The organism is Streptomyces sp. NPDC087420, from assembly GCF_044744165.1.
Taxonomy (GTDB): Bacteria; Actinomycetota; Actinomycetes; order Streptomycetales; family Streptomycetaceae; genus Streptomyces.
On sequence record NZ_JBIUXU010000010.1, the window covers coordinates 171,117 to 194,388 of the forward strand.

Below are 23,272 nucleotides of genomic sequence, written 5' to 3' on the forward strand. Positions count from 1 at the left end.
CCGGGGCCGGGGCCGGGAGGCCCGAGGCCGGGGCCGGGGCCGGGAGGCCCGAGGCCGGGGCCGGGGCCGGGAGGCCCGAGGCCGGGGCCGGGGCCGGGAGGCCCGAGGCCGGGGCCGGGGCCGGGGCCGGGAGGCCCGAGGCCGGGGCCGGGGCCGGGAGGCCCGAGGCCGGGGCCGGGGCCGGGGCCGGGAGGCCCGTTCAACGCAACGGCCAAGAGGGTCCGACCATGACCGAGGCACCACCAGGGTCGAGGCGAAGATCCATGCCACCGGCCCGTCTGTGGCCGGGTCCGGGATGCGAAGCCCGGAGTCGTAGTCCGGCCCGCTCCTCGCCATAACCGGGGCCACCGCCGAGTACGTGCCCGGGGCCAAGGAGTCCGGCCCGTTCTCAGCGGGTCCGGGACGCGGAGCCTGGACTCGCAGTCAGGCGCGTTCGTGGCCGGAGCCAGGAAGCGCGGCTGTGACGGAGGCCACCGGCCCACTCCTCCGGCCCCTTCGTCGCCACGGTCACGAGGCCCGGCCATAACCGGGGCCACCGTCGGAGGCGCGTCCGGGGCTCGCGACCCGGCCCGTTCCTCACCGCGGTCAGCGGGCGCGGCCAGGAGCGAGGGCACCACCGGGGGCGGGGCCGGACGAGGCGCGGGCGGGGATCGTGGCCAGGTTCCCGATCGGGACCGGGCAGCGCGATGGCCGGTCAGCTCCCCAGCTGACCGGCCAAACGCTGCCGTCCGCCGCACCCCCGTCCCCACGGGGTTGTTGGCCGGATGTCCTTGACCCGGGCCGCTCTCCCGGGTCTGGGGCGCCGCTCAGCGCCCCAGCATCACGCCCACGGACGACGCTTGTGTGACCACTGCTTCCCAGCCGCCGAAGACGACCACGAGCAGAGCCGCCAGGGGGAGGACCATCGCCGTCGCCACCAGCGGGTGGCGCGTGCTGGACTGGCTTCCGCCGAACGCGGCGAAAGCCTTGCGTCCCTGCGTGCGGATCAATGCCCGCGATGCCGTGTCCGCCATGGTCCCTCTCCTGTCAGATTGGCAGCGGCGAGTGTCCGACCTCGGGGGACGAGTACTTGCACTCGCCGCTTGACCTCAACACTAGGGACGCGACAGCGCCCAGTCGTCATGCCCGCGTACCGATTGCCGGGCCTCCCGGAGGATGAGCCCGGTGGTGATCACGTACTCCCCTGGGTGGAGAAGGCATGTATGAGAACAGCTCAGGACTTGGGGTCTTCCCGGAGGGGACGTTCTTCCCGGAGGGAACGCTCCGACGCCTCCTCCCTCGGGACCGGCTGCTCCACGAGAGCGAGCACCCGCGTCGCCATGAACCTGGCAGTCCGGACCACCGTGCCGTTGCGGGTGACTTCGCTCACTTCCACCACCCCCCTGCGCACCGCCGTCTCGACCCGGCGGCCTGCCCGGCTTGCCACCACTTCGTACGTACGCGTCGTGTCCCCGGCGTCCACGACTATCTCCACCCGGTCACCCTTCACGATCCAATCCCCCTTCTGCGACGGACCTTTGAGATCTCGCGCGGGCCAAGGGACCCGGATCCGCCGTCCCCTGACCACTCTTCAAGTTTCCCACCCCGCACTGACAATCGGTCGGCCCGCGAGGGCGCGGCCTATGAGCGCGCCGGGGCGCGGGTACGTAAGCTGTGCCACGTCACACGGACGACCGGGCAGCGGGGATGGACATGGCGATGATGCGGCTCCGGCGCGAGGACCCGCGTGTCGTCGGTTCGTTCAGGCTTCACCGGCGGCTGGGCGCAGGCGGCATGGGTGTCGTCTATCTGGGGTCCGACCGGCGCGGCCAGCGGGTCGCGCTGAAGGTGATCCGGCCGGATCTGGCCGAGGATCAGGAGTTCCGGTCGCGGTTCGCCCGCGAGGTGTCCGCCGCGCGGCGGATCCGGGGCGGCTGTACGGCCCGGCTGGTGGCGGCGGACCTGGACGCGGAGCGGCCGTGGTTCGCGACGCAGTACGTGCCGGGGCCCTCGCTGCACGACAAGGTCAACGAGGAGGGCCCGCTGAGCGCCGCCGAGGTGGCCTCCGTGGGCGCGGCGCTCTCCGAGGGGCTGGTGGCCGTGCACGAGGCGGGGGTGGTGCACCGCGACCTCAAGCCGTCGAACATCCTGCTCTCCCCCAAGGGCCCCCGCATCATCGACTTCGGCATCGCCTGGGCGACCGGCGCGAGCACGCTGACGCATGTCGGTACGGCCGTCGGATCGCCGGGATTCCTGGCGCCCGAGCAGGTGCGGGGGGTGGCGGTGACACCGGCCACCGACGTGTTCTCGCTGGGCGCCACGCTGGCGTACGCGGCGACGGCCGACTCCCCGTTCGGGCAGGGCAGTTCGGAGGTCATGCTCTACCGGGTGGTGCACGAGGAGGCGCAGCTGTACGGGGTGCCGGACGCGCTCGCGCCGCTGGTACGGGCCTGCCTGGCCAAGGATCCGGAGGACCGGCCGAGCACGCTCCAACTGTCGATGCGGCTCAAGGAGATCGCGGCCAGGGAGGCGCAGGGCGTCGCCGAGACCAGGCCGCCGGCCCAGCGGGGCCGTACGGAGCAGGACATGGCGACGGGGCGGATGACCGAGCGCTACACGGAACGGATGGAACGGGGCCCCGAACGGGAACGGGCTCTGGACAGGGACAGGGACAGGGACCGCGAGCGGGAGTGGGAGCGCGGCTCGGACCGGGACCGCGACCGGGAGCGTGCGCCGGAGCGGGATCGGGAGCGGGAACGCGGGCCTCAGAGCCGTCCCTCGGGCTCCACGGCTTCCCGTTCCGGTGTCCCCCGGGGCGGGGCTCCCCGTACGAGCGGCCGGCGGCCCCCGCAGCAGCGCGACGGCGCCGGTGCGCGGACGAGCGGGCGCCAGAACACGGCGCCGCGGCCGACCTCGGGCAGTCGCCGCCCCGCCAATCCCCGGCTGCTGCGACAGCGCCTGATCGTGTTTGTGGTGGTGACGCTGATCGTCGCCCTGGGGATCGCGGCGGCGCAGCAGCTCTGAGCCGGGCCGCCCGGCCCGCGGGCCGGGCGCTCAGTTCGCCGGGCGGCCCGTCGTGACCGCGTAGAACGCGACCGCCGCCGCCGCGCCCACGTTCAGCGAGTCCACTCCGTGCGCCATGGGGATACGTACCCACGCGTCGGCAGTGTCCAGGGCCCGCGCCGACAGTCCGTCGCCCTCCGCGCCCAGCATCAGCGCGACCCGTTCCAGGCGGTGCGGAGCCGCCTCGTCCATCGGGACCGCCTTCTCGTGCGGGGTCAGCGCGAGCAGCCTGAACCCCGCCGCCCGTACGGTTTCCAGGGACCTGGGCCAGGCGTCCAGCCGTGCGTACGGTACGGCGAAGACCGCGCCCATCGAGACCTTCACGGACCGGCGGTAGAGCGGGTCGGCGCAGTCCGGTGAGAGCAGGACCGCGTCCATGCCGAGCGCCGCCGCGCTGCGGAAGATCGCGCCGATGTTGGTGTGGTCGTTGACCGCTTCCATGACCACGACGCGGCGGGCCGTACGGAGCACCTCGGCCGGCTCCGGGAGCGGCTTGCGTTGCATGGAGGCGAGGGCGCCGCGGTGGACGTGGTAGCCGGTGACGCGCTCGGCGAGGTCGGGCGTGACCGCGTACACGGGGGCCCGCGCGGCGTCGATCACGTCCCGCATGGGGTCGACCCACTTGGCGGACAGGAGCATGGACCGCATCGTGTAGCCGGCCTCGGTCGCGCGCCGGATGACTTTCTCGCCCTCGGCGATGAAGAGGCCTTCGGCGGGCTCGCGCCTGCGGCGCAGCTCCACGTCGGTCAGGCCGGTGTAGTCGTGCAGGCGGGGGTCGTCCGGGTCGTCGACGGTGATGAGTTCAGCCACGTGCTCATCCTGCCTTGGGGAGGGGGGATGGGTGGTCATGGGGGTGGCGGGGTGAGCGCGGGGGGCCGTGGGGGGCGTGGGGTTGTTGACGTCGGCGGACGCCCGGCCGGGTTCAGGGGCGGTAGATCTTGCCGGGCTCCGGTCGCGCCGGGGCGAGGAGTTGGGACACCGTGACCAGCGTGTAGCCGCGCCGCCTCAGCTGCTCGATGATGCCCGGTACGGCGGGGACGGTACCCGCGTAGCGGTCGTGCAGCAGGATGACGCCGTCGCGTCTCGCCCTGCCGAGGACACGCTCCGTGATCAGAGCGGTGTCGGTCGTCTCGTAGTCCTTGGCCGTGACGCTCCACAGCACCTGGGCCAGGCCCATCTCCCGCATGACCTTCGAGACCTTGTTGTCGGTACGGCCCTGCGGTGGGCGCATCAGGTCGGGCCGGTGGCCGGTGATCCGCTGGATCTCGTCCTGGACGGGCGCCACTTCGGCGCGGATCCCGGCCGGGTCGAGGCGGGTGAGCACCCGGTGGGACCAGGTGTGATTGGCGATCTCGTGCCCCTCGCGGGCCATCCGGGCCACGGTGCCGGGGTAGGTGTCCGTGTGGCCCTTGCCCTGGAGGAAGAAGGTCGCGTGGACCTTCTCCTTCTTCAGGATGTCCAGCAGCCGGGGTGTGGGGCGGCTGGGGCCGCCGTCGAAGGTGAGCGCGACGCAGTGCGCGGTACGGCAGTCCACGGGACGTATCTCCACGCCCTTGAAGTCGTGCGCGGCGGCTTTCCTGGCGGTGACGGGCGCGATGACGCCGTTCAGGCTGCCGCAACCGCTGAGGGCGAGGACGAGGACGACGGTGAGGACGACGGTGAGGGTGAGGGTGAGGGTGAGGGTCGTACAGAGGGCTACGGATCGTCCCGGGACGGGTCGGCGGAGGGAGACGTTCATGCCAAGGACGCTATGAATCAGCTGGTCAGCGGCGCTTCGGCAGAAGGTCGGTGAGGTGGGGCGCCGTACATACCAAGGGCGTTCACCGGTCCATACCTAGGTACAGGCGTATGGACCGGTGAACGCCACCGTTGGGCCCGGCCCGGTCCGGCCCGGCCCGGAAGGCCCCGGGGTCAGCCGAGGGCCACGACCTCTCCCACGACGATGACCGCCGGAGGCCGTACGTCATGGGTCCGTACGGCCTCCGCCACCGTCGCGAGCGTCGCGTCGACCCGGCGCTGGGCGGCGGTGGTGCCTTCCTGGACCAGCGCGACGGGGGTGTCGGGGGACTTGCCGTGTTCGATGAGGGCCTGGGCAATGGCGCCGATCTTGTCGACGGCCATCAGGAGGACAAGCGTGCCGCGGAGGCGGGCGATCGCGGCCCAGTCGACCAGGGAACGGGCGTCGTCGGGGGTGACGTGGCCGCTGACCACCGTGAACTCGTGGGCCACGCCACGGTGCGTGACGGGGATCCCGGCGGCGCCCGGGACGCTGATGGAGCTGGAGATCCCGGGGACCACCACGCAGGGGATGCCGACGGCGGCGAGCGCGTGGACCTCCTCCATACCGCGTCCGAAGACGAACGGGTCACCGCCCTTGAGGCGGACCACGGCCTTGCCCGCCTTGGCGTGCTCGATCAGCGCCTCGTTGATGGCCTCCTGGGCCATGGCACGGCCGTACGGGATCTTCGCCGCGTCTATCACCTCGACGTGCGGCGGCAGCTCGTCCAGGAGGTCGCGGGGGCCGAGGCGGTCGGCGATGACGACGTCCGCCTCGGAGAGGAGGCGGCGGCCGCGCACGGTGATCAGGTCCGGGTCGCCGGGTCCGCCGCCGACGAGGGCGACGCCGGGGGTGCGGGTGCGGTGGTGGGGCGCGGCGAGGGTGCCGTCGCGCAGGCCCTCGATGACGGCGTCGCGGACGGCGGCGGAGCGGCGCGGGTCGCGGCCGGTGAGCACGGCGACGGTGACGCCCTCGCTGCGGCCGGTGGCGGGGGTCCAGGCGGTGGCGGCCTCCGCGTCGTCGCTGCGGACGCACCAGACGCGGTGACGTTCCGCCTCGGCGGAGGCGCTGGCATTCGCGACGGGGTCGCTGGAGGCGACGAGGACGTACCAGGCGCCTGCGAGGTCGCCCTCCTCGTACCGGCGGCGCTCCCAGCGGATCTCGCCGGCCTCGGCCATGGCCTCGACGGACGCCTTCGCGGAGGGCGACACGAGCACGATGTCGGCGCCCGCCGCGATGAGCGCCGGCAGCCGGCGCTGGGCGACCTGCCCCCCGCCGACAACAACGACGCGCCGCCCTGACAGGCGGAGTCCGACGGGGTAGGCGGGGTGCTCGGCGTGCTCGGCCATGTCGGTAGGGACTCCTGAAGCGGCTGATGAGATGGGGTGACTCCCGGGAACCAGCTTACGGGGACCCCCGAAGCCGGATGAGGCCCCGGCCGGGTGGGTGGCGCGGTGCGCTGCGCTGGGCGGGCGTGACCGGAGCTGGGGGCGCTGGGCTGTGGTCCGCTGGGGTACGCCGCACCCGGCCCCCTCCTGGGGGGACGGTCACGACCGACCATCCCCCCACGTGCCCCACACAGACACCGGGGTCGCAGCCGGCCTCCCCGGCCGGGCCGACCAGACGGCCGGCTCGCTGACTGACCGGACCCATGGTCGGCCCAGCGCCCGGCGGCGGACGGGGGCGGACGGGGGCGGACGGCGGCGGACGGGGGCGGACCGCGTGCGACGGCCGCCCGGCCGACAGCCCGCTCGCGAGGCTCGCGGACCAGCGTTCCGGCGTGGCTCCCGCGGCCCGGCGTCGGCGCGTTGGCCGAGCCATGGCCGGGCCATGGGTCGGGCTTGCGGCCCCGCTCGGCGGGTGGTGGTCGGCCGGCTCGCGCCGCGGGCAAGTCAGTCGGCCGACTGACTTACCGGGGCCGGCTGACGTCCCGGTGATGGGCCGGTCAGCCAACCGTGCGGGTGGGTCTCGGCCGACGCTCGCCCTGGAGGGGCCTGTCTGACGGCCCGGGGCCGCTTCGGTGGGTCGTCGGCCGCATGTCGGAGCGGATCGCGGAGATCCACCTGGGCAGCGACCAGACGGGCACGGTCCCTGGAGACGTGGCTAGAATTCCGCGTCGCCCTCGACATTGGCGACCATCGTGCGCAGCACCTTGAGCGCGGCCACGTACTGCTCGTCGCTGATGCCCCGGTGGACCACGGCGCGCAGTTCGGTCACCAGTTCGCGCAGCCGCACCCTGGCGGCTTCTCCCGCGTCGGTGAGGTGTACGTACTCCCCCGCCTCGATGTGGAGCCAGCCGCGGTGTAGCAGCTGATCGATGACCCGGGCGATCTCGTGCGGGCCGTCCGCGAGGGGGGTCAGCTGGGTGACCACCTCCTCGCGGCTCGGCGCCGTCGGGCCGCCGTGTACGCGGTTGAGCACCCAGTACTGCGGCTGCGTGACATCGATCCTGGCCATGGCGTCACGCAGATGCCGGGTCACGGCCGCGTGGGCGAGCCCGCTCCAGTAGCCGACGGGCTGGGTGGCCAGCGCGTCGTCACTGGCGGCGGGATCGGCCGGCGCCTGATCGGTGGTGGTGGGGCCGGCCGACGGTTTCACGCTCACTACGCTCCAGGTCCGCTTACTTCTCTGTGACGCCCGCCGAGTCGAACGTCGCCACCTCGTGCATCGCCCGTGCCGCGCTCTGGACCACCGGGAGGGCCAGGAGCGCGCCCGTGCCCTCGCCCAGACGGAGGTCCAGGTCGATCAGGGGGCGCAGGCCCAGCTTGTTGAGGGCCGCCACGTGGCCGGGCTCCGCGCTGCGGTGGCCCGCGATGCAGGCCGCCAGGGCCTCCGGCGCGATCGCCCGCGCCACCAGCGCCGCCGCGCCCGCGCTCACCCCGTCCAGGATCACCGGCGTACGCAACGACGCGCCGCCCAGCAGGAACCCGACCAGCGCCGCGTGTTCCAGGCCGCCCACCGCCGCCAGGACGCCCACCGGGTCGGCCGGGTCCGGACGGTGGAGGTCGAGGCCACGCCGTACGACATCGATCTTCCGCGCGTGCGTCTCGTCGTTGATGCCGGTGCCCCGCCCGGTGACCTCCGCCGGGTCCTGGCCGGTGTACACGCAGATCAGCGCCGCCGACACCGTGGTGTTGGCGATGCCCATCTCCCCCGTCAGCAACGCCTTGTTGCCCGCCGCCACCAGATCGCGGGCCGTCTCGATGCCCACCTCGATCGCCGCGAGAACCTCCTCGCGGCTCAGCGCGGGGCCGGTCGTGAAGTCCGCCGTGCCCGCCCTTACCTTGCGGGGCAGCAGCCCCGGTGTGGCCGGAAGCTCGCCCACGACACCCACGTCGATGACACAGACCTCGGCGCCGACCTGGTTGGCGAACGCGTTGCACACCGCGCCCCCGCCGAGGAAGTTCGCGACCATCTGCGCGGTCACCTCCTGCGGCCACGGGGTCACCCCCTGGGCGTGCACCCCGTGGTCACCCGCGAAGATCGCCACCGCCGCCGGCTCCGGGATCGGCGGCGGGCACAGCCGCGACAGACCGCTGAGCTGCGCGGAGATGATCTCCAGCATGCCGAGCGCGCCGGCCGGCTTTGTCATCCGCTTCTGGCGCTCCCACGCCTCCCCCAGCGCCTTCGCGTCCAGCGGACGGATCGCCGCGACGGTCTCCTGGAGCAGATCCTGCGGCTCCCCGCCGGGCAGCGCGCGGCGGCCGTACGTCTCCTCGTGGACGACCCAGGACAGCGGGCGGCGCTTGGACCAGCCCGCCTGCATCAGTTCGGGCTCCTCCGGGAACTCGTCCACATATCCGACCACCAGATACGCCACGACCTCCAGGTGCTCGGGCAGGCCCAGCGCCCGTACCATCTCGCGCTCGTCGAAGAAGCTGACCCAGCCGACGCCGAGCCCTTCCGCGCGGGCCGCGAGCCAGAGGTTCTCCACCGCGAGCGCGGAGGAATACGGCGCCATCTGCGGCTGCGTGTGGCGGCCGAGCGTGTGCCGGCCGCCGCGCGTCGGGTCCGCGGTGACCACGATGTTCACCGGGGTTTCGAGGATGGCCTCGATCTTCAGTTCCTTGAACTGCTTCGCCCGGCCCTTGGGCAGCGACTTCGCGTATGCCTCGCGCTGGCGCTGCGCCAGTTCGTGCATGGAACGCCGGGTCTCCGCCGAGCGGATGACCACGAAGTCCCAGGGCTGGGAGTGGCCCACGCTCGGCGCGGTGTGCGCGGCCTCCAGGACGCGGAGCAGCACTTCGTGCGGGATCGGGTCGGAGCGGAAGCCGTTGCGGATGTCCCGGCGTTCGCGCATCACGCGCAGCACGGCGTCGCGCTCCGCGTCGTCGTAGCCGGAGGCCGCGGCGACGCTTTCGACCGCCGCTGGTACGGGCACCGCTTCGGCCTCGGGGGGCGTTGCTTCGTCTGTCTCCGGTACGGGGTGGACCTCGGCCCCGGGCTCGGGGGCGGTCTCGGGGGCGGTCTCGGGAATGAGGGCCGTGGGGAGCTCGGGCGCGGGCAGGGCGAGTTCGGCCTCGGGCTCGGGGGCGACTTCGGGCTCGGGCTCGGGTTCCGGGGTTGCCTCGGGGGTGGGCTCCGGCAGCGGCTCCGTGTCCGGCTCCGCCACCGGGGCGATGTCCGCCTCCGGTACCGGTACGGGTGCCGGCTCCACGACCGGTTCCTGTACGGCCTCCGGCTCCGCCACCGGCACGATCGCCTCCGGGGCCTCCGGGGTCTGTCCGGCCTGTTCCGCCACCACGGGCGTCTCTTCCGGCGCCTGCTCGGGGGCCGGCTCCGGCTCGGAAGCGGTCAGGGGCAGTTGCGCCTCGACCGGCACGAACTCCTCGACCGGTACGAACTCCTCCGCCGCGGACGCTTCCTGTACCGCTTCGACCGGTTCAGGCCGCGGCTCCACCGCTACCGGCTCGGGTGCTTGAACGACCGTTTCTGCCGGGGCCGCCGTTTCGGCGCTCCAGGGCGTGCCCGCCTGCGGCGGGATCTCGCTCAACTGGGGAACGGGGAGGGCCGGGGCCACCGCGGCGTCCTCACGCGGGATGTCCAGGTACTCGGGGCCCAACGTCGGGGTGGGCTGCGCGCGGTTCCGTACGCGGACCGCCCGGGACGGTGTCGCGGCGGGTCCCCGGTCGGCCAGGGAGCGCACCACCCCGCCGGAGGTGTCCGGCACGGGCGGGCCCAGGTGCAACGGCCGGCGCACGGGAGTCGGGGCGGGGGCGGGTGCTGTCCGGGCGGGAGCCGGCTCGGGCCGCGGGATCCGTACACCGGTGAGATCCACCGCACCGGAGTCCCGGCCGTCGGTCTCGTGCGCCTCCGGCTGGTTCAGGTTCAGGCCGCGTCCGAGGGATCCCTCGGACGCGGATTCCTGGCCGGTCGATGCCTCGCCCGTCGAGTCCTGGCCCGTCGAGTCCAGGCCTGTGGAGTCCAGGCCCGTCGGGCCCTGGTCCGTGGGCTCCTGCGCCGTCTGTTCCAGGCCGGTGGGCTCCTGGGTGACGGGCGCCTGGGCGGCCGTCACCTGGTCCGCCACCTGCTGCTCCACCAGCTCCTGGCCCGTGGACTCCTCGCCCGCCAGAACCTCGTCATGGGAAACCGGCACAGCCGGGGCCTGCTCCGCCCGCGGCGCCTCGAACGCCTCAGCCGCCGTGAACTCCGGAGCCTGGAACGCCTGCTCGGCCACGAAGCCCTGTTCGGCCGGGAACTCCCGCGGCGGCTCGTACACATCCGGGACCGGGTCCGGGACCGACGCCGGGACCGGCGCCGAAAGGGAAGGGGAAACCGGCTCCGCCAGCGGCGCCGGCTGTTCTATGGGCGGCGCCTGCTGCTCCACCCGCGACGGCTCGGGCGGAGCGACCGGCAGCGGGTCCCCCCACGCTCCCTGCGCGCTCGGCATGAGCAGCAGGTCCTCGTCCTCCACCACCGTCCCCGAGGGGCCCGGGTACGCCGGCTCCCCGTACGACGTGTCCTGGTACGGGGGTTCCTGGTACGGCGGCTCCTGGTACGAGAGCTCCTGATAGGCCGCCTCCGGATACACGGTGTCGCCGTACGACGGGTCGGGGCGCAGCGGGTCCGGGTACAACGCGTCCGGGTCCGGGTACGCGTACGCACTCGGCGCGGGGACGCCGTGCTGCTCCACCATGCCCGCGTTCTCCGGCAGTACCTCGCCCGGGACCTGGCCGGTGTCAGTCATGCGTACCCCTCGCCCATTGGTTGTGCTCCTACGGCCCTTCACCGGGGCGACGGCTCCGCAGATCGTCGGTGCTCCCCGCGCTTGTCATGGAACAACGAGCGCGGGCGTCGCGCGGCACGACTCGGCCCGCTGTGGGCTGCGCCACGTCGCGCTTCCCCCGGTTTCGCTGTACCACATCAAGGCCCAAAACGGGCCCCTTTTCCGGACATTGACGAACGAAGCGACGAACGCCCGGCTGCGGTACAACGATCGGCCAGCCTACCTCGGGTCTACGACAACCGGAGGCAGGGGGCGGAGCGGCCACGTGGTGCGCGGGGCCGTCAGGAGGTCGCGTCGGGGCGCTGTCCGGACACCAGGAAGACCACGGACCGCTCGCGTTCCGACCAGTCCGCGGTGTCGAGATCGACGGACTGGAGTAGCACACATTCCACCGTATATCCCCCGTCCCGCAAGGCAGTTCCGATGGCTTCCGCCTCGTCACGGTTGGCCGCGTGGGTCACGATCCGCTCGGGCCTGCGGTCGGCGACGGCGATGACGACGTCGATCCCGCCGCCCCCGATCCGTACGACATCGGGCTCGGGCAGGCGCTCCAGCACGTGGGGGGCGCGTCCTTGGACGACTTGGAGCTGAACACCGGCGCGCCGGGCCGCCGCCGCTGTGCTGGCGCACGCCCCCGGCTCCTCGTCCACGGCGATCACGGCGGCGCCGAAGCGGGCCGCCTCGGCGGCGAGCGCCCCGCTGCCGGAGCCGATGTCCCAGACGAGATCGCCGGTGCGGGCGCCGATCCGGGAGAGCTGGGCGGCGCGCAGCCAGGTCGACTCGCCCTCGTCGAGCTCTATGCCGTACTCCTCGGTGGGCAGCGCCCAGCCCCGCTCGGCCGGCGGGTAGGCGGGGTCGCGGCCCGCGATCCAGCCGCTGACCGGGGAGACGGCGGTCCCGATGCCGCCGATGACGATCACCACATTGGGGTCGCGCCACTCGTGGTCGGCCGCCTTGTCCGAGGTGAGGACGCTGACCTTCTCGCGGTCGGTGCCCAGTTCCTCGCAGATGACGAAGGTGCGGTGGACCCCTTCGAGGAGCAGGGCGAGTTCGGCGGGGCCCGCGCCCGGGGAGGTGAGGACGGCGACCTTGGTGTGCGCCCGGCACACGTTGACGGCGCGGCGCAGCGTACGGGCGTGGGCGACGACGATCTGGGCGTCCTCCCAGGGCATGCCGGCGCGGGCGAAGGCCGCGGCCACGGCGGAGACGGCGGGGACGACCTCGACCTCCAGGCCGTGCTCCGGGTCGCGCAACGTCCGTACGACACCGAAGAAGCCGGGGTCGCCGTCGGCGAGGACCACCGCGCCGCCGCGGTGTCCGGCGATCCGGCGTGCCGCCAGGTCGATACTGCCGAGCTGGACGCGCTCGGCGCCGGGGGGAATCTCGGGGAGGGCCAAGTGGTGGGCGGCTCCGGCGACCAGTGTCGCGGCGGAGAGGGCGGAGCTGCCGGCAGCGGTAAGGGGTGAGCCGTCCCAGCCGATCACCGTGACGCGGTCGGCCATCTTCTTCAAGTCTCCAGAAATGTGTCGCCGGGTGGCGGTCGGTCGGGGGCGGTGAGAGTCGGTCGGGGACGCGCGTGGTGGTCAGTTCCAGTCCGTGAAGGACGCGTATCCGCTGTCCGCCATCTGCTCCGCCACACCTTCCAGGTCCTCGGGAAGCAGGCTCCAGACGAGGAGGTCGGTGCGCACGTCCGTCCAGCCGCCGTCCTCGGTCTGCGTACGCGCTATCCACGCGCTGCGCAGCACGCCCTCGCTGATGCAGCCGATCTTCTGGGCGACCTGCTGGGAGGCGGTGTTGTCGGCGGCCGTACGCACCTCGATGCGCTCGAACTTCTGGTCGCGGAACAGCCATTGGGCGACGGCGAGCACCGATTCGGTGGCGTATCCCTCACCGCGGGCCCAGGGGGCGGTGACGTACTGCGCCTCGGTGGCGAGGGCGCGCCAGTTGGTGTGGTGGAGCCGCACGATGCCGACGAGCCGCTGTGTGAGGAACTCGGTGACGGCGAAGACGATGCCGCGTCCGCCGGTGCGCTCGGCGGGGGCGATGGTGTGGACCCACCGCTCGGCGTCCTCCTGGGTGTACGGGTGGGGCACGGACGTCCAGGCGGTGACCATCTCGTCGTTCATCATCTCGACGTGCGCGGGGATGTCCGACGGTTCGAAGGGGCGCAGCACCAACCGCTCCGTGCTGATGGACACGTCCGGAAAGGTAGTCATGCGCAGCTCCATGCCTCAGTCCGTCGTAAATGCACAGCATGCAGCATCGGGGGAGCCCCGCGCACGACCGGGGTGCGCGGGGCTCTTACCGGATTGACGGGGCGGGACGGAGGGCGCGCCCGGTTACGCGGCGGGGCCGAAGGCGGGGAGGACCGCGCCGTTCTTGTAGGTGTCCTCGATGTACTTCTTCACCTCGGGCGAGTTGAGGAGCTTCGCGAGCTTGAGCACCCGCGGGTCCTTCTCGTTGCCCTCCTTCACGGCGAGGAAGTTGGCGTACGGGTTGTTCTCGGTCTTCTCCAGGGCGATGGAGTCCTGGGCGGGGTTGAGGTCGGCCTCGATGGCGTAGTTGCCGTTGATGACGGCGGCGTCCACGTCGTTGAGGGCGCGGGGCAGGGTGGCGGCTTCCAGTTCCTTGAACGTGAGGCCCTTGTCGTCCTTGATGTCGGCCAGCGAACCGCTGCCGCCGACACCGTCCTTGAGCGTGATCACGCCGTTGTCGGCGAGGAGCTTGAGCGCGCGGCCCTCGTTGACGGTGTCGTTGGGGATCGCGATGCTCTGGCCGGCCTTGAGGCCGCTCAGCTCCTCGACCTTCTTGGAGTAGAGGGCGAGCGGCTCCAGGTGGACGTTGACGACCGGCACGATGTGGGTGCCGTTCTTCTTGTTGAAGTCGTCCAGATAGGGCTTGTTCTGGAAGTAGTTGGCGTCGACCTCGCCGCTCTCGGTGGCGGTGTTCGGCAGGACGTAGTCCGTGAACTCCTTGACGTCGAGCTGGAGTCCGGCCTTGGCCGCCAGGTTCTTCTTGATGAAGTTCAGGATGTCGGCGTGCGGCGTCGGGGACGCGGCGACGAGCAGGGGCTTGGACTCGTCGGCCTTGGCGCCGTCCGCGGCCTTGGGGGCCGGGTCGGACGACGTGCCGCAGGCGCTCAGGGTGAGGGCGAGGGCGGCGGTGGCGGCAGCGGCGGTGAGCTTGATGGAGGTGCGCACGAAGAGTGCCTCTTTCCGGTGTGCGGTGGTGAGGCCCGGACAAGGAGTGCGGGCCGTTACGGACAGTGCGGGTGTGGTGTGGCGCCTACGCGGTACGGACCCGGCGCGCCAGCAGTCGTACGGCCAGGTCGCCGATGAGCTGGATCACGGTGACGATCAGGACCAGCACCACGACGGTGGCGATCATGAAGCCGTTCTCGAAGCGCTGGAATCCGTAGGTGACGGCCTTGGAACCGAGGCCTTCGCCTCCCACCGCCCCGGCCATCGCCGAGTAGCCGATGAGCGCGATGACGGTGGTGGTGGTCCCGGAGACGATCGACGGCAGGGCCTGCGGCAGCAGGACCTTGCGGACGATGGTGGGGATGGAACCGCCCATGGCCTGGACGGCTTCGACCAGTCCGTGGTCGACCTCGCGGATCGCGGTCTCGACCAGGCGGGCGAAGAACGGGATGGCGCCGATCGCGAGCGGCACGATCATGGCGGTCGGCCCGATGAAGGTGCCGACGACAAAGGTGGTGAAGGGGATCAGGGCGATCAGCAGGATGATGAACGGCAGCGAGCGGCCGATGTTCACGATCACGCCGACGACCTTGTTCACCGGGGCGTTCTGGAGCAGTCCGCCCTTGTCGGTGAGGACGAGCAGGATGCCGAGGGGCAGTCCGCCGGCGACGGTGACGAGCCCGGACCACAGCACCATGTAGAGGGTGTCGATGGTCCCCTGGGACAGCAGGGGCTGCATCTCGGACCAGGTCACTTGGCACCTTCCTTGGTGAGACCGGGGTTCTGGGCGCCGCCGTCGGCCGCCGCCGCGGTGTCCCCGACGATCTCGACCTGGAGTCCCTGCTCGCGCAGGAAGCCGACGGGGACGACGTTCTCCTCGTACGCGCCGGGCAGTTCGATCCGCATCCGGCCGATCTGCCGGCCGCCGACGGTGTCCATCGCGGCGCCCAGGATCGAGATGTCGATGTTGTACGTACGGGAGAGCTGGGAGATCACCGGCCGGGTGGCGGCCTCGCCCTGGAAGGTGACGTCGACGACCGTACGGCCGGGGCCCGAGGCGTCGCCCCCCACCGGGAACAGCTCGCGGGCCAGCTCGGAGCCGGGGGTGGCGAGCAGTTCGCTCACCGTGCCCGACTCGACGATCCTGCCCTCGCGCATCAGCGCGGCCGAGTCACAGATCGTCTTGACGACCTCCATCTCGTGCGTGATGAGCAGCACGGTGAGGCCGAGTTGGCGGTTGAGGTCGCGCAGCAGCTGGAGGATCGAGCGGGTGGTCTCGGGGTCGAGGGCGCTGGTCGCCTCGTCGGAGAGCAGCACCTTGGGGTCGCCGGCCAGGGCGCGGGCGATGCCGACCCGCTGCTTCTGGCCGCCGGAGAGCTGCGCGGGGTAGGCCTTGGCCTTGTCGGCGAGGCCGACCAGGTCGAGGAGTTCGAGGGCGCGGCGGGAGCGTTCGCGGGCGGGGATGCCGAGGATCTCCAGGGGCAGTTCGACGTTGTCCTCGACCGTGCGGGAGGACAGCAGGTTGAAGTGCTGGAAGACCATGCCGATGGAACTGCGGGCCCGGCGCAGCTCCTTGCCGGCCCGGTGGCCCCGTCCCGCGAGCGCGGTGAGGTCCTGGCCGGCGACGGTCACGGTGCCGGAGGTGGGGCGTTCGAGGAGGTTGACGCAGCGGATGAGTGAGGACTTGCCGGCGCCGCTCTGTCCGACAACACCGAAGACCTCGCCCTCGCGGACGTGGAGGTCGACACCGTCGAGCGCGGTGATCTCCCGGCCGCGCCCGCGGGCGGACCGGTAGACCTTCGTCAGGCCCGTAGTAGTGATCACAGGGGGGTTCCGTCACAGTCGGGTGGCGCGGCGAAGGGTCCGCCGGCGCGGGGCATGGGCATGGTCAGGGGCAAGAGGGCACGGGCATGGGTCATGGCGACACGGCACGGCCGATGCGGTGGGTGACCGGGAGGCGGCGTGTGTGGGGGGCGTGCGCGGTCCGTACGAGGCCGTGCGGGCCCGCGAAGGCCCTCAGGTGGTACGGGAAACGGCGCGGCTGTTGTCCTCGCTTCGGGGCGCGAGGCTCAGGCAGGGGCCCTCAGTTGGCGCACATTCGACACAGACAACGAGCACCGGGCGTCGTGATCGCCTCGGTCGCGGGGGCGCGGTTGCTCGTCCTGGTCATGCGGTAAGTAAAGCAGACGTCAGTACTTCGCCAAGGGGGATGTCCGCATAGCGGACTCATCTGTCGCACCATGCGGACGCCCCACGGGTGGCGTCACGGATCGGGAGCCGGTCTCAGCCGGCGATACGGATCTCCACTCCCCCGGCCGTGACCTGGGCCGATACGGCGGAGAGGTCGTCGACGACCGCGTCGGCGACCAGTTCGGCGCGGAGGTGGGTTGTGGCCAAGGCCACGGTCCGCATACCGGCGGCCCGGGCGGCCGCGAGCCCCGCGGGCGCGTCCTCGAAGACCAGGCAGCGGGCCGGGTCCACGCCCAGGAGCCGGGCGGCCAGCAGGAACGGTTCGGGGTCGGGCTTGCCGCGGGTGACGTCGTCGGCCGTGACCAGCGTCTTGGGGCGCAGCCCGGCCGCGCCGAGGCGGGCGTCCGCGAGCCGCCGGGAGGCGGAGGTGACGACGGCCCAGCGCTCGCCGGGCAGGGAGGCGAGCAGGGCGGCAGCGCCCGGCACCAGGACGACCCCGTCGGCGGCGTCGTCGATCTCCAGCTGTTCGATACGGGCGACGGCGCCCGGCACCTGGGCGGCGGGGAGCAGGTCGGCGACTATCTCGGCGGCGGGGCGGCCGTGCAGCCCGTACCGCGCGAAGGCGTCCGCCGTGATGCCGTACTCCTCGACCCACCGGCCCCAGCAGCGCAGGACGGACTCCAGGGAGGAGACGAGCGTCCCGTCGTTGTCGAACAGCAGCGCCTCGGCGTCGAACCTCATGTCACTCCTCATGAAGGGGACAGTACGTGGCGCCCGGGGGTGCGTGCCGGGGTGAGCGCGGTGGACGGCCGGGGGTGGGCGCGGGCCGGTCATTCCGCCGTAATACGCTCGGGCCCATGCTTGTCGCCCTGACGGTCGCGGTCTCCGTGGCCGCGCTCGCCCTCGCCGCCTGGTGCGGTTTCGCCGCGTACCGGGACCAGCCGACCAAGGACTGGCACTTCATCGGCATGGCCATAGTGTCGGCGCTGGCGCTGATCCAGGTGGTGGTGGGGATCGTGCTGGTGGGGCGCGGCGAGCGGGCCTCGGACGGCTCGGTGCTGTTCTTCTCGTATCTGCTCGGGGCGCTGCTCGCGGTGCCCGCGGCCGGCTTCCTGTCCCTGACCGAGCGGACCCGCTGGGGTTCGGTGACGGTGTCGGCCGGGGCGGTCGTCCTGGCCGTGCTCGAAGTACGGCTCCACGACATCTGGGGTGGCTGAACCGTGAAGACCGTGAAGACACAGCCCGAGCCGGGGACACGGACCAAGCTCGTCAAGGGGCCCGGCCTGTTGCTGGTCTGGCTCTACGGCGTGATGACGGTGGGCGCGGTGTCCCGCTCCGTCTACCAGATCGCGACCGAGTACGACCGGGCCCCGCTGGCGTATCTGCTGTCCGCCGTCGCGGCCGTGGTGTACGTCTTCATCACCTACACGCTCGTACGCGGCGGCGAGACGGCGCGCAAGGTCGCGCTGGTGTGCTGCGGGGCGGAGTTGATGGGCGTGCTGACCGTCGGGCTCTGGACGCTCGCCGACTCCTCCGCGTTCGCGGACTCCACGGTGTGGTCGTCCTTCGGCATGGGGTACCTGTTCATTCCCGTGCTGCTGCCGGTCACGGGGATCCTGTGGCTGCGCAGGCCGCGGGTCGCGGAATCCCCCCGTACCGGCGGGGATTCCGCTCTCGCGTCGTGACAAGCCTCGACGGCCCGTCCCGTCAGCCTGTCCGTGGGTGGCCGCGCCGCTCTCAGGACGTCGGCCCCCGGGGTCAGGCGCTCGCGACGTACACCTCGGCGGCGGCCTCCTTCTCCAGCGTCACGAGGCGCAGGCGGGGGCCGATCTGCTCCGCCGAGACCGGCGCGTAGCCCCGGCTCCGGTACAGCCTCAGATTGCCCTCGCTGCGATGGCCGGTGAAGAGCCGGAAGCGCCGCGCGGCCGGTTCGGCCGCGAAGTGCAGTTCTATGGCGTCGAGCAGCCGGCCGCCGAGGCCGTGCCGCTGGAGACGCGGGTGGACGATGAGTTTGGCGATACGCGCGGTGCCCGACGCGTCGACGGTGCCGCGTACCGACGCCACCACCTCGTCGCCGAGGCGGGCCACCAGGCCGTGTCCCCGGTCGAGTTCGGCCCTCAGGTCGTCGAGGGTCTGGGTGAGTGGCTCGATGGTGTAGTCGCCGTAGAGCTCGGCCTCGTTCTGGTAACACAGATATTGCAGCTTCAGGATCTGTTCCGCGTCCTGCGCACTCGCCGCAGAGATGGTCACGCTCATGCCCATGTGTGCATGCCTCCCGCTCACCTGGTACGCCGATTGTCTACCGCCTCTTTCCCCCAAGTTCAGCGGTGCCAATCTCCGGTGTGAGCATTCTTCGCAGGCATCCCAGGCATCGGGAACGCATCGGCCCTAAACTCCCCTGTGAGATACCCAACTCCCCTGCGATTTCACGGTAGGTCGGGTCGTCGGGCGACAACATCGCAGCCAACAGGCGGGGACAGCGCCCCGGTGTACGGCCCACGGCGGAGCGGAGTGCGCGCCTCCGGTCGGCACGCAGTGCCGCGCGCTCGGGGTCGGACTCGGCGCCGGCGGCGGGCTGGGCGCGGGTGTAGGGGAGTTCGTGGGCGGCGGTACGGCGGCCGTGCCGCGCCTCGGCGCGCACGGCGGTACGGACCCAGCGGACGGTGTCGGGAGGCGGCCCCTCCCCCGCCATCCGCTCCAGCAGCCGCACCCACACCGCCTGTTCGAGGTCGCGCGCCTCAACGGCGGCGCCGGGCGCCTCGGCCCTGGCCTCGGCGGCGACGAGCGGCCGCAGGGCGTGGAAGAGGACTTCGCGGTCGGGGGCTGCGTCGGCGGTCTTCATGCTGCGCGGGACGTACGGGCGCGCGCCGCCGGTTGCCCCCGGGCCGGGCTGTCACCCGACCGGGGCACGCCGGGGCCGACGGGTGACGCGGGCGCAGGGCGGGGGCGGGGCGCCGGGCGCGGGCGCAGGGCGCGGCCACGCCCCGCGTGGCGCGGAGCAGACGCGTGATCGTGATCCTGTGAACGCACCCCGCGAACAACCCACCTGACCCGCCCTCACCTGGCGTCACAGCGCGTCCGGCGCGCGCTCGGGAGGCGATATTGCCCGATGTAAAAGTCCGTGTCACGATCGAAAAACTATTCGCCCTGATGGCAGTGAGGTGTTCATGAAACGGACACGGCGCCTGGTGGCTCACGTAGTGGGCCGCAAGCGGGTCAGCGGACGCTACATCTACTGGCCCTACCACACTCGGTAGCCCGACCGGCTCAGCGCAGAACGCCGATCGCGGGATCCCTCACGAGGGGTCCCGCGATTCACTTCAGGAGGGCGCATGGAGCAGCGCGAGAAGCCCGGACGGCCGCCGGGGCCGCGCGGGCACTGGCTGAGGGGCAACACCCGCGCGTACGAGACCGACCGGATCGGCTTCCTGCGCCGCTGCCACCGTCAGTACGGTGACGTCTTCTCCTACGACGACCACACGTGGTTCGTGATCAACCCGGAACTCGCCCACGAGGCACTCACCCGCACCGGCGACTCCTTCGTGACCGAGCTGGCGCCTTTCGACATGCGGCGGGATCTCGACCAGGCCTCCGCACACGCCATGTCGTGGATGTCCGAACGCAGGTCAGCGTGGCCGGGGCTCAACCGGACGGCGGCCGCCACCACCGACGACCTGACCGCCGCGATCCTCGACGCGGTCGTCGCCGACGGGGCCGGCCGTGACGTCGACGTACTCACCATGACGCGGACGCTCACCGCCCGGACGATCGCCGAGTACTGCTTCGGCGCGGACTCCGCCGGCATTCCCGAGCTGCTCCACGAGACCGTCCGCGCCACCCGGCCCTTCGCGGAGTCGTCGCGCGAGTTCCCCGCGTGGCTGCCGCTCCCCCGCCACCGGCGCTTCTTCCGGACCTACCGGCGCCTGGCCGAAACGCTGACCGGCCTGGTCCGGGAGCGGGGCGCGACGACGTCCGACGCGCCCCGGAGCGACCTGCTCGGCTTTCTCCTCGCCGCCGAACCGGCTCCGTCCACCGACGCCGTGGTGTCCACGCTGCACAGCGTCCTCATGGGCGGCCACGGCGTCCCCGCCGCCGCCCTCACCTCCGTCGTGTGGGAACTCACCCGCCGCCCCGGGCTCGTGAACGACCTCCGCGACGAGGCCGGCGGTCCGGCGGACGGCGGGACCCCGCTGGCCGAGGCCGTGGTCCGGGAGACGCTCCGGCTGTATCCGCCCGCGTGGCTGATGACCCGTACCGCCCGTACGGCGACCGCCCTGGGCGACTGGTCGCTCGACCCCGGTGACGACGTGCTGCTCAATCCCTACCTGATCCACCGGGACCCCCGGTGGTGGCCCCGGCCGGACGCGTTCGACCCCGGCCGGTGGCTGGACGGGCGGGCGGCGCCCGGCCCGGCCTACCTCCCGTTCGGTGCCGGCCCGCGGGTCTGCCTGGGCGCCGCGCTGACCATGCGGCAGCTGACGCTGGCCACCTCCCGGCTGGCCCACCGTTTCACCATCGAGTCGCCGAACGCCGCCTCGGTGGCACCGGAGTTCGTCGACCGGCTGGCCCCCGCGGGCCTCAGGGCCCGCTTCCTGCCGGCCCCGTAGGCGCCGAGTACCGGACCCCACCCGGCGCCGGCCGGTTCAGCGGGCGAGGAAGTCCTCGCGGGCCAGCAGGCCCGTGTCGGGGTTGTCGGTGAAGATGCCGTCGATGCCCTGCTCGAACCAGACCTGGAAGGCGCCGAAGGCGTCGCCGTACGCGTTCGGGTCCGTGCCGCGCCGGAAGTCGGCCGGCAGGAACGAGTTCTCGTTGCGCATCGTGTACGGGTGCAGGATCAGGTGCTTCGCGTGCGCGTCCCGTACCAGCGTCGTCGGCGTGCCGAGCCTGCCCGTGGCGTCCCTGGGGATGATCAGGTCCAGCGTCGGGCCGATGCCCTGCGCGAAGGACGCGATCCACTTGAGCCCGGTGGGCGTGACCAGGTCGGCGACCGTACGGGGGTCGTTGGCGACCTTGAAGTCCCAGGGGCGTGTCGCGGCGGCGTCGAGCAGGACCACGCGCCGCGTGCCGACCAGCTTCGCCATCTTCTGCATGCTGCTCGGCTCGAAGGACTGGAGCAGCAGCGGGGAGTCCTTGCGGTCCCGCCCGTACCGGCGCAGGAGCTTGGCGAGGCGGTCCTCCAGGGCGAGGCCGATGCCCCGGAAGTAGGTGGGGTGCTTGGTCTCGACGTACAGCCAGACGGGGCGGCCCCGGCGGCGGCCCTCGGCGTCGGCCCAGCGGAGGACCTCTTCGAAGGTGGGGATCTCCCAGTGGCCGTCGTACAGGGTGTTGCGCTGGCGGACGGCCGGGATGCGCTCCTTCGCGCGGAGCGTCTTGATCTCGGCGAGCGTGAAGTCCTCGGTGAACCAGCCGGTGATGCTCGTGCCGTCGACGACCTTGGTGGTCTTGCGGCCGGCGAACTCCGGGTGGTCGGAGACGTCGGTCGTGGCCGTGATGTCGTTCTCGTGACGGCACACCAGGTGGCCGTCCTTCGTGGGGACCAGGTCCTGCTCGATCACGTGCGCGCCGAGGTCGAGGGCGAGCTGGTACGAGCCGAGGGTGTGCTCGGGCCGGTAGCCGCTGGACCCGCGGTGGCCGACGATCGTCGGGACGGGCAGTTCCGCGCCGGACGAGCCGTGGCTGCGCTCGGTGGCCTGGGCGGCCGTGGCCGCCGTGGGCAGTGCCAGGGCCGCCGAGCCGAGCACCGCCGCTCCCAGTACGGTCCGCCGTCCGGGCGTGTGCCGCGCACCCTGTGTCATGAACGCTCCTTGGTGTGTTCCCGGGAATGTTCCCGCGGAGGTGATGTCCCTGATGTCCCGCACCTGTCAAGACCTGTCCAACGGGGCCCGAGCGTAGGCTTCCCTCCCCTCCGTACGGCAGATGGCACGCGAACGTGACGCGAACTCACGTCAACACTGGGTATCGAGTCGATGAACCCGATGTGCGGTGGGCCGTGACCGCGAGTATCGTCCTCACCTGCACAGAGACATCCACGACGCCGGAGGACCTGTTGTCCCGCTTCGCGCTCATCAAGGCAGTGCTCGGCCCGCTCGTGCGCCTGATGTTCCGTACCCGCGTGGAGGGCGCCGAGCACATTCCCGCGAGCGGGCCCGTGATCCTCGCGGGCAACCACCTGACGTTCATCGACTCGATGATCCTTCCGCTGGTCTGTGACCGGCAGGTCTTCTTCATCGGGAAGGACGAGTACGTCACGGGCAAGGGCCTCAAGGGCCGGCTGATGGCGTGGTTCTTCACCGGCGTCGGCATGATCCCGGTGGACCGCGACGGCGGGCACGGCGGGGTGGCGGCGCTGATGACGGGCCGCCGGCTGCTGGACGAGGGCAAGATCTTCGGCATCTACCCGGAGGGCACCCGCTCCCCCGACGGCCGTCTGTACCGGGGCCGTACGGGCATCGCGCGGCTGACCCTGGAGACGGGGGCGCCGGTGGTGCCGTTCGCGATGATCGGCACGGACAAGCTCCAGCCCGACGGCAAGGGCATGCCACGCTCGGGCAAGGTGACGGTCCGCTTCGGGAAGCCGATGGAGTTCTCCCGGTACGAGGGCATGGACCGCCACCGGTACGTGCTGCGGGCGGTGACGGACTCGGTGATGGCGGAGGTCATGGCGCTGTCGGGCCAGGAGTACGTGGACATGTACGCGAGCAAGGCGAAGGCGGCGTAGCCGCGTCTGCGGGGTGGGGGGTTGTCGCCCCCGCCCGGGGTGGCCGTGCGGGGGGTTGTCGCCCCCGCCCGGGGTGGCCGTGCGGCGTGTGCCCACGCCAGGCGGTGTACGGGTACGGG

At 72.3% G+C, this 23,272-nt stretch carries 21 protein-coding genes; 5 read left to right on the forward strand and 16 right to left on the reverse strand.

The features are described 5' to 3' along the window. Positions 1-806: 806 nt before the first annotated feature. Both ACIO1C_RS22090 and ACIO1C_RS22095 read right to left on the reverse strand, forming a co-directional pair. The gene (locus ACIO1C_RS22090; RefSeq protein ID WP_401866081.1) at positions 807-1,013 is read right to left on the reverse strand and encodes a hypothetical protein; all 207 of its coding nucleotides are present in this window, start codon (positions 1,011-1,013) and stop codon (positions 807-809) included. 200 nt (positions 1,014-1,213) lie between these two features. Continuing rightward, positions 1,214-1,489 carry a hypothetical protein gene (locus tag ACIO1C_RS22095; RefSeq protein WP_401866083.1) on the reverse strand — a complete coding sequence of 92 codons (276 nt, stop codon included), beginning with the start codon at positions 1,487-1,489 and terminating at the stop codon, positions 1,214-1,216. A gap of 197 nt (positions 1,490-1,686) precedes the next feature. Between ACIO1C_RS22095 and ACIO1C_RS22100 the strand changes: the two genes are divergently transcribed. Then, positions 1,687-3,003 (forward strand): protein kinase, encoded by a 1,317-nt coding sequence (locus tag ACIO1C_RS22100; RefSeq protein WP_401866356.1) that lies wholly within the window; start codon positions 1,687-1,689, stop codon positions 3,001-3,003. A gap of 30 nt (positions 3,004-3,033) precedes the next feature. Here ACIO1C_RS22100 and ACIO1C_RS22105 read toward each other — a convergent pair whose 3' ends face one another. From ACIO1C_RS22105 to ACIO1C_RS22155, 11 genes are all read right to left on the reverse strand, one after another. After that, positions 3,034-3,852 carry a TrmH family RNA methyltransferase gene (locus tag ACIO1C_RS22105; protein WP_401866085.1) on the reverse strand — a complete coding sequence of 273 codons (819 nt, stop codon included), beginning with the start codon at positions 3,850-3,852 and terminating at the stop codon, positions 3,034-3,036. Between the two features lie 112 nt (positions 3,853-3,964). Further along, positions 3,965-4,780 carry a polysaccharide deacetylase family protein gene (locus ACIO1C_RS22110; protein WP_401866087.1) on the reverse strand — a complete coding sequence of 272 codons (816 nt, stop codon included), beginning with the start codon at positions 4,778-4,780 and terminating at the stop codon, positions 3,965-3,967. Between the two features lie 173 nt (positions 4,781-4,953). Next, positions 4,954-6,168, reverse strand: coding sequence for a uroporphyrinogen-III C-methyltransferase (gene cobA, locus ACIO1C_RS22115; protein ID WP_401866089.1), 1,215 nt, complete (start codon positions 6,166-6,168; stop codon positions 4,954-4,956). A gap of 754 nt (positions 6,169-6,922) precedes the next feature. Next, on the reverse strand, positions 6,923-7,417 hold the full coding sequence (locus ACIO1C_RS22120; protein ID WP_401866090.1) for a MarR family winged helix-turn-helix transcriptional regulator: 495 nt from the start codon (positions 7,415-7,417) through the stop codon (positions 6,923-6,925). Positions 7,418-7,439: 22 nt separating this feature from the next. Then, positions 7,440-11,006 (reverse strand): nicotinate-nucleotide--dimethylbenzimidazole phosphoribosyltransferase, encoded by a 3,567-nt coding sequence (gene cobT, locus ACIO1C_RS22125; protein ID WP_401866092.1) that lies wholly within the window; start codon positions 11,004-11,006, stop codon positions 7,440-7,442. 320 nt (positions 11,007-11,326) lie between these two features. Further along, positions 11,327-12,547: a precorrin-6y C5,15-methyltransferase (decarboxylating) subunit CbiE gene (gene cbiE / locus ACIO1C_RS22130; protein WP_401866094.1), complete on the reverse strand. Its 1,221-nt coding sequence runs from the start codon at positions 12,545-12,547 to the stop codon at positions 11,327-11,329. A gap of 81 nt (positions 12,548-12,628) precedes the next feature. Continuing rightward, positions 12,629-13,273 carry a GNAT family N-acetyltransferase gene (locus ACIO1C_RS22135; RefSeq protein ID WP_401866096.1) on the reverse strand — a complete coding sequence of 215 codons (645 nt, stop codon included), beginning with the start codon at positions 13,271-13,273 and terminating at the stop codon, positions 12,629-12,631. A gap of 111 nt (positions 13,274-13,384) precedes the next feature. Continuing rightward, a complete protein-coding gene (locus ACIO1C_RS22140) occupies positions 13,385-14,245 on the reverse strand; it encodes a MetQ/NlpA family ABC transporter substrate-binding protein (RefSeq protein ID WP_401866098.1) in 861 nt (286 codons plus the stop codon). 85 nt (positions 14,246-14,330) lie between these two features. Next, entirely contained in the window at positions 14,331-14,999 is a 669-nt protein-coding gene (locus ACIO1C_RS22145) for a methionine ABC transporter permease (RefSeq protein WP_167034196.1), read from the reverse strand. Beyond that, positions 14,996-16,069, reverse strand: a complete 1,074-nt coding sequence (locus ACIO1C_RS22150) for a methionine ABC transporter ATP-binding protein (protein ID WP_401866100.1) — start codon at positions 16,067-16,069, stop codon at positions 14,996-14,998. Before ACIO1C_RS22150 ends, ACIO1C_RS22145 begins: the two co-directional genes overlap by 4 nt. Before the next feature lie 459 nt (positions 16,070-16,528). Next, positions 16,529-17,176, reverse strand: coding sequence for an HAD-IA family hydrolase (locus tag ACIO1C_RS22155; protein WP_401866358.1), 648 nt, complete (start codon positions 17,174-17,176; stop codon positions 16,529-16,531). A gap of 116 nt (positions 17,177-17,292) precedes the next feature. Between ACIO1C_RS22155 and ACIO1C_RS22160 the strand changes: the two genes are divergently transcribed. Together ACIO1C_RS22160 and ACIO1C_RS22165 are read left to right on the forward strand one after the other, a co-directional pair. After that, positions 17,293-17,652, forward strand: coding sequence for a hypothetical protein (locus ACIO1C_RS22160; protein WP_401866102.1), 360 nt, complete (start codon positions 17,293-17,295; stop codon positions 17,650-17,652). 93 nt (positions 17,653-17,745) lie between these two features. After that, positions 17,746-18,120 (forward strand): hypothetical protein, encoded by a 375-nt coding sequence (locus tag ACIO1C_RS22165; protein ID WP_401866360.1) that lies wholly within the window; start codon positions 17,746-17,748, stop codon positions 18,118-18,120. Between the two features lie 73 nt (positions 18,121-18,193). Here the strand turns inward: ACIO1C_RS22165 and ACIO1C_RS22170 are convergent, their stop codons facing one another. Continuing rightward, complete coding sequence (locus ACIO1C_RS22170) at positions 18,194-18,697, reverse strand: GNAT family N-acetyltransferase (protein WP_327237484.1); 504 nt, start codon at positions 18,695-18,697, stop codon at positions 18,194-18,196. Between the two features lie 37 nt (positions 18,698-18,734). Beyond that, positions 18,735-19,277, reverse strand: a complete 543-nt coding sequence (locus tag ACIO1C_RS22175; protein ID WP_401866104.1) for a sigma-70 family RNA polymerase sigma factor — start codon at positions 19,275-19,277, stop codon at positions 18,735-18,737. 490 nt (positions 19,278-19,767) lie between these two features. Between ACIO1C_RS22175 and ACIO1C_RS22180 the strand changes: the two genes are divergently transcribed. Then, the gene (locus ACIO1C_RS22180; RefSeq protein ID WP_401866106.1) at positions 19,768-21,042 is read left to right on the forward strand and encodes a cytochrome P450; all 1,275 of its coding nucleotides are present in this window, start codon (positions 19,768-19,770) and stop codon (positions 21,040-21,042) included. Positions 21,043-21,078: 36 nt separating this feature from the next. On the opposite strand, the gene ACIO1C_RS22185 is transcribed toward ACIO1C_RS22180, so the two are convergent. Then, a complete protein-coding gene (locus ACIO1C_RS22185; protein ID WP_401866108.1) occupies positions 21,079-22,230 on the reverse strand; it encodes a glycerophosphodiester phosphodiesterase in 1,152 nt (383 codons plus the stop codon). 251 nt (positions 22,231-22,481) lie between these two features. On the opposite strand from ACIO1C_RS22185, the gene ACIO1C_RS22190 reads away from it, so the two are divergent. Further along, positions 22,482-23,153 carry a 1-acyl-sn-glycerol-3-phosphate acyltransferase gene (locus ACIO1C_RS22190; protein WP_167034189.1) on the forward strand — a complete coding sequence of 224 codons (672 nt, stop codon included), beginning with the start codon at positions 22,482-22,484 and terminating at the stop codon, positions 23,151-23,153. The last annotated feature ends 119 nt before the right edge of the window (positions 23,154-23,272 follow it).

Coding starts and splice junctions, on each gene's coding strand:
- ACIO1C_RS22180 (WP_401866106.1), top strand. CDS start 19,768: ATGGAGCAGCGCGAGAAGCCCGGACGGCCGCCGGGGCCGCGCGGGCAC.
- ACIO1C_RS22155 (WP_401866358.1), bottom strand. CDS start 17,176: ATGAGGTTCGACGCCGAGGCGCTGCTGTTCGACAACGACGGGACGCTC.
- ACIO1C_RS22100 (WP_401866356.1), top strand. CDS start 1,687: ATGGACATGGCGATGATGCGGCTCCGGCGCGAGGACCCGCGTGTCGTC.
- ACIO1C_RS22185 (WP_401866108.1), bottom strand. CDS start 22,230: ATGACACAGGGTGCGCGGCACACGCCCGGACGGCGGACCGTACTGGGA.
- ACIO1C_RS22175 (WP_401866104.1), bottom strand. CDS start 19,277: ATGAAGACCGCCGACGCAGCCCCCGACCGCGAAGTCCTCTTCCACGCC.
- cbiE (WP_401866094.1), bottom strand. CDS start 12,547: ATGGCCGACCGCGTCACGGTGATCGGCTGGGACGGCTCACCCCTTACC.
- ACIO1C_RS22160 (WP_401866102.1), top strand. CDS start 17,293: ATGCTTGTCGCCCTGACGGTCGCGGTCTCCGTGGCCGCGCTCGCCCTC.
- cobA (WP_401866089.1), bottom strand. CDS start 6,168: ATGGCCGAGCACGCCGAGCACCCCGCCTACCCCGTCGGACTCCGCCTG.
- ACIO1C_RS22170 (WP_327237484.1), bottom strand. CDS start 18,697: ATGGGCATGAGCGTGACCATCTCTGCGGCGAGTGCGCAGGACGCGGAA.
- ACIO1C_RS22090 (WP_401866081.1), bottom strand. CDS start 1,013: ATGGCGGACACGGCATCGCGGGCATTGATCCGCACGCAGGGACGCAAG.
- ACIO1C_RS22135 (WP_401866096.1), bottom strand. CDS start 13,273: ATGGAGCTGCGCATGACTACCTTTCCGGACGTGTCCATCAGCACGGAG.
- ACIO1C_RS22165 (WP_401866360.1), top strand. CDS start 17,746: ATGACGGTGGGCGCGGTGTCCCGCTCCGTCTACCAGATCGCGACCGAG.
- cobT (WP_401866092.1), bottom strand. CDS start 11,006: ATGACTGACACCGGCCAGGTCCCGGGCGAGGTACTGCCGGAGAACGCG.
- ACIO1C_RS22110 (WP_401866087.1), bottom strand. CDS start 4,780: ATGAACGTCTCCCTCCGCCGACCCGTCCCGGGACGATCCGTAGCCCTC.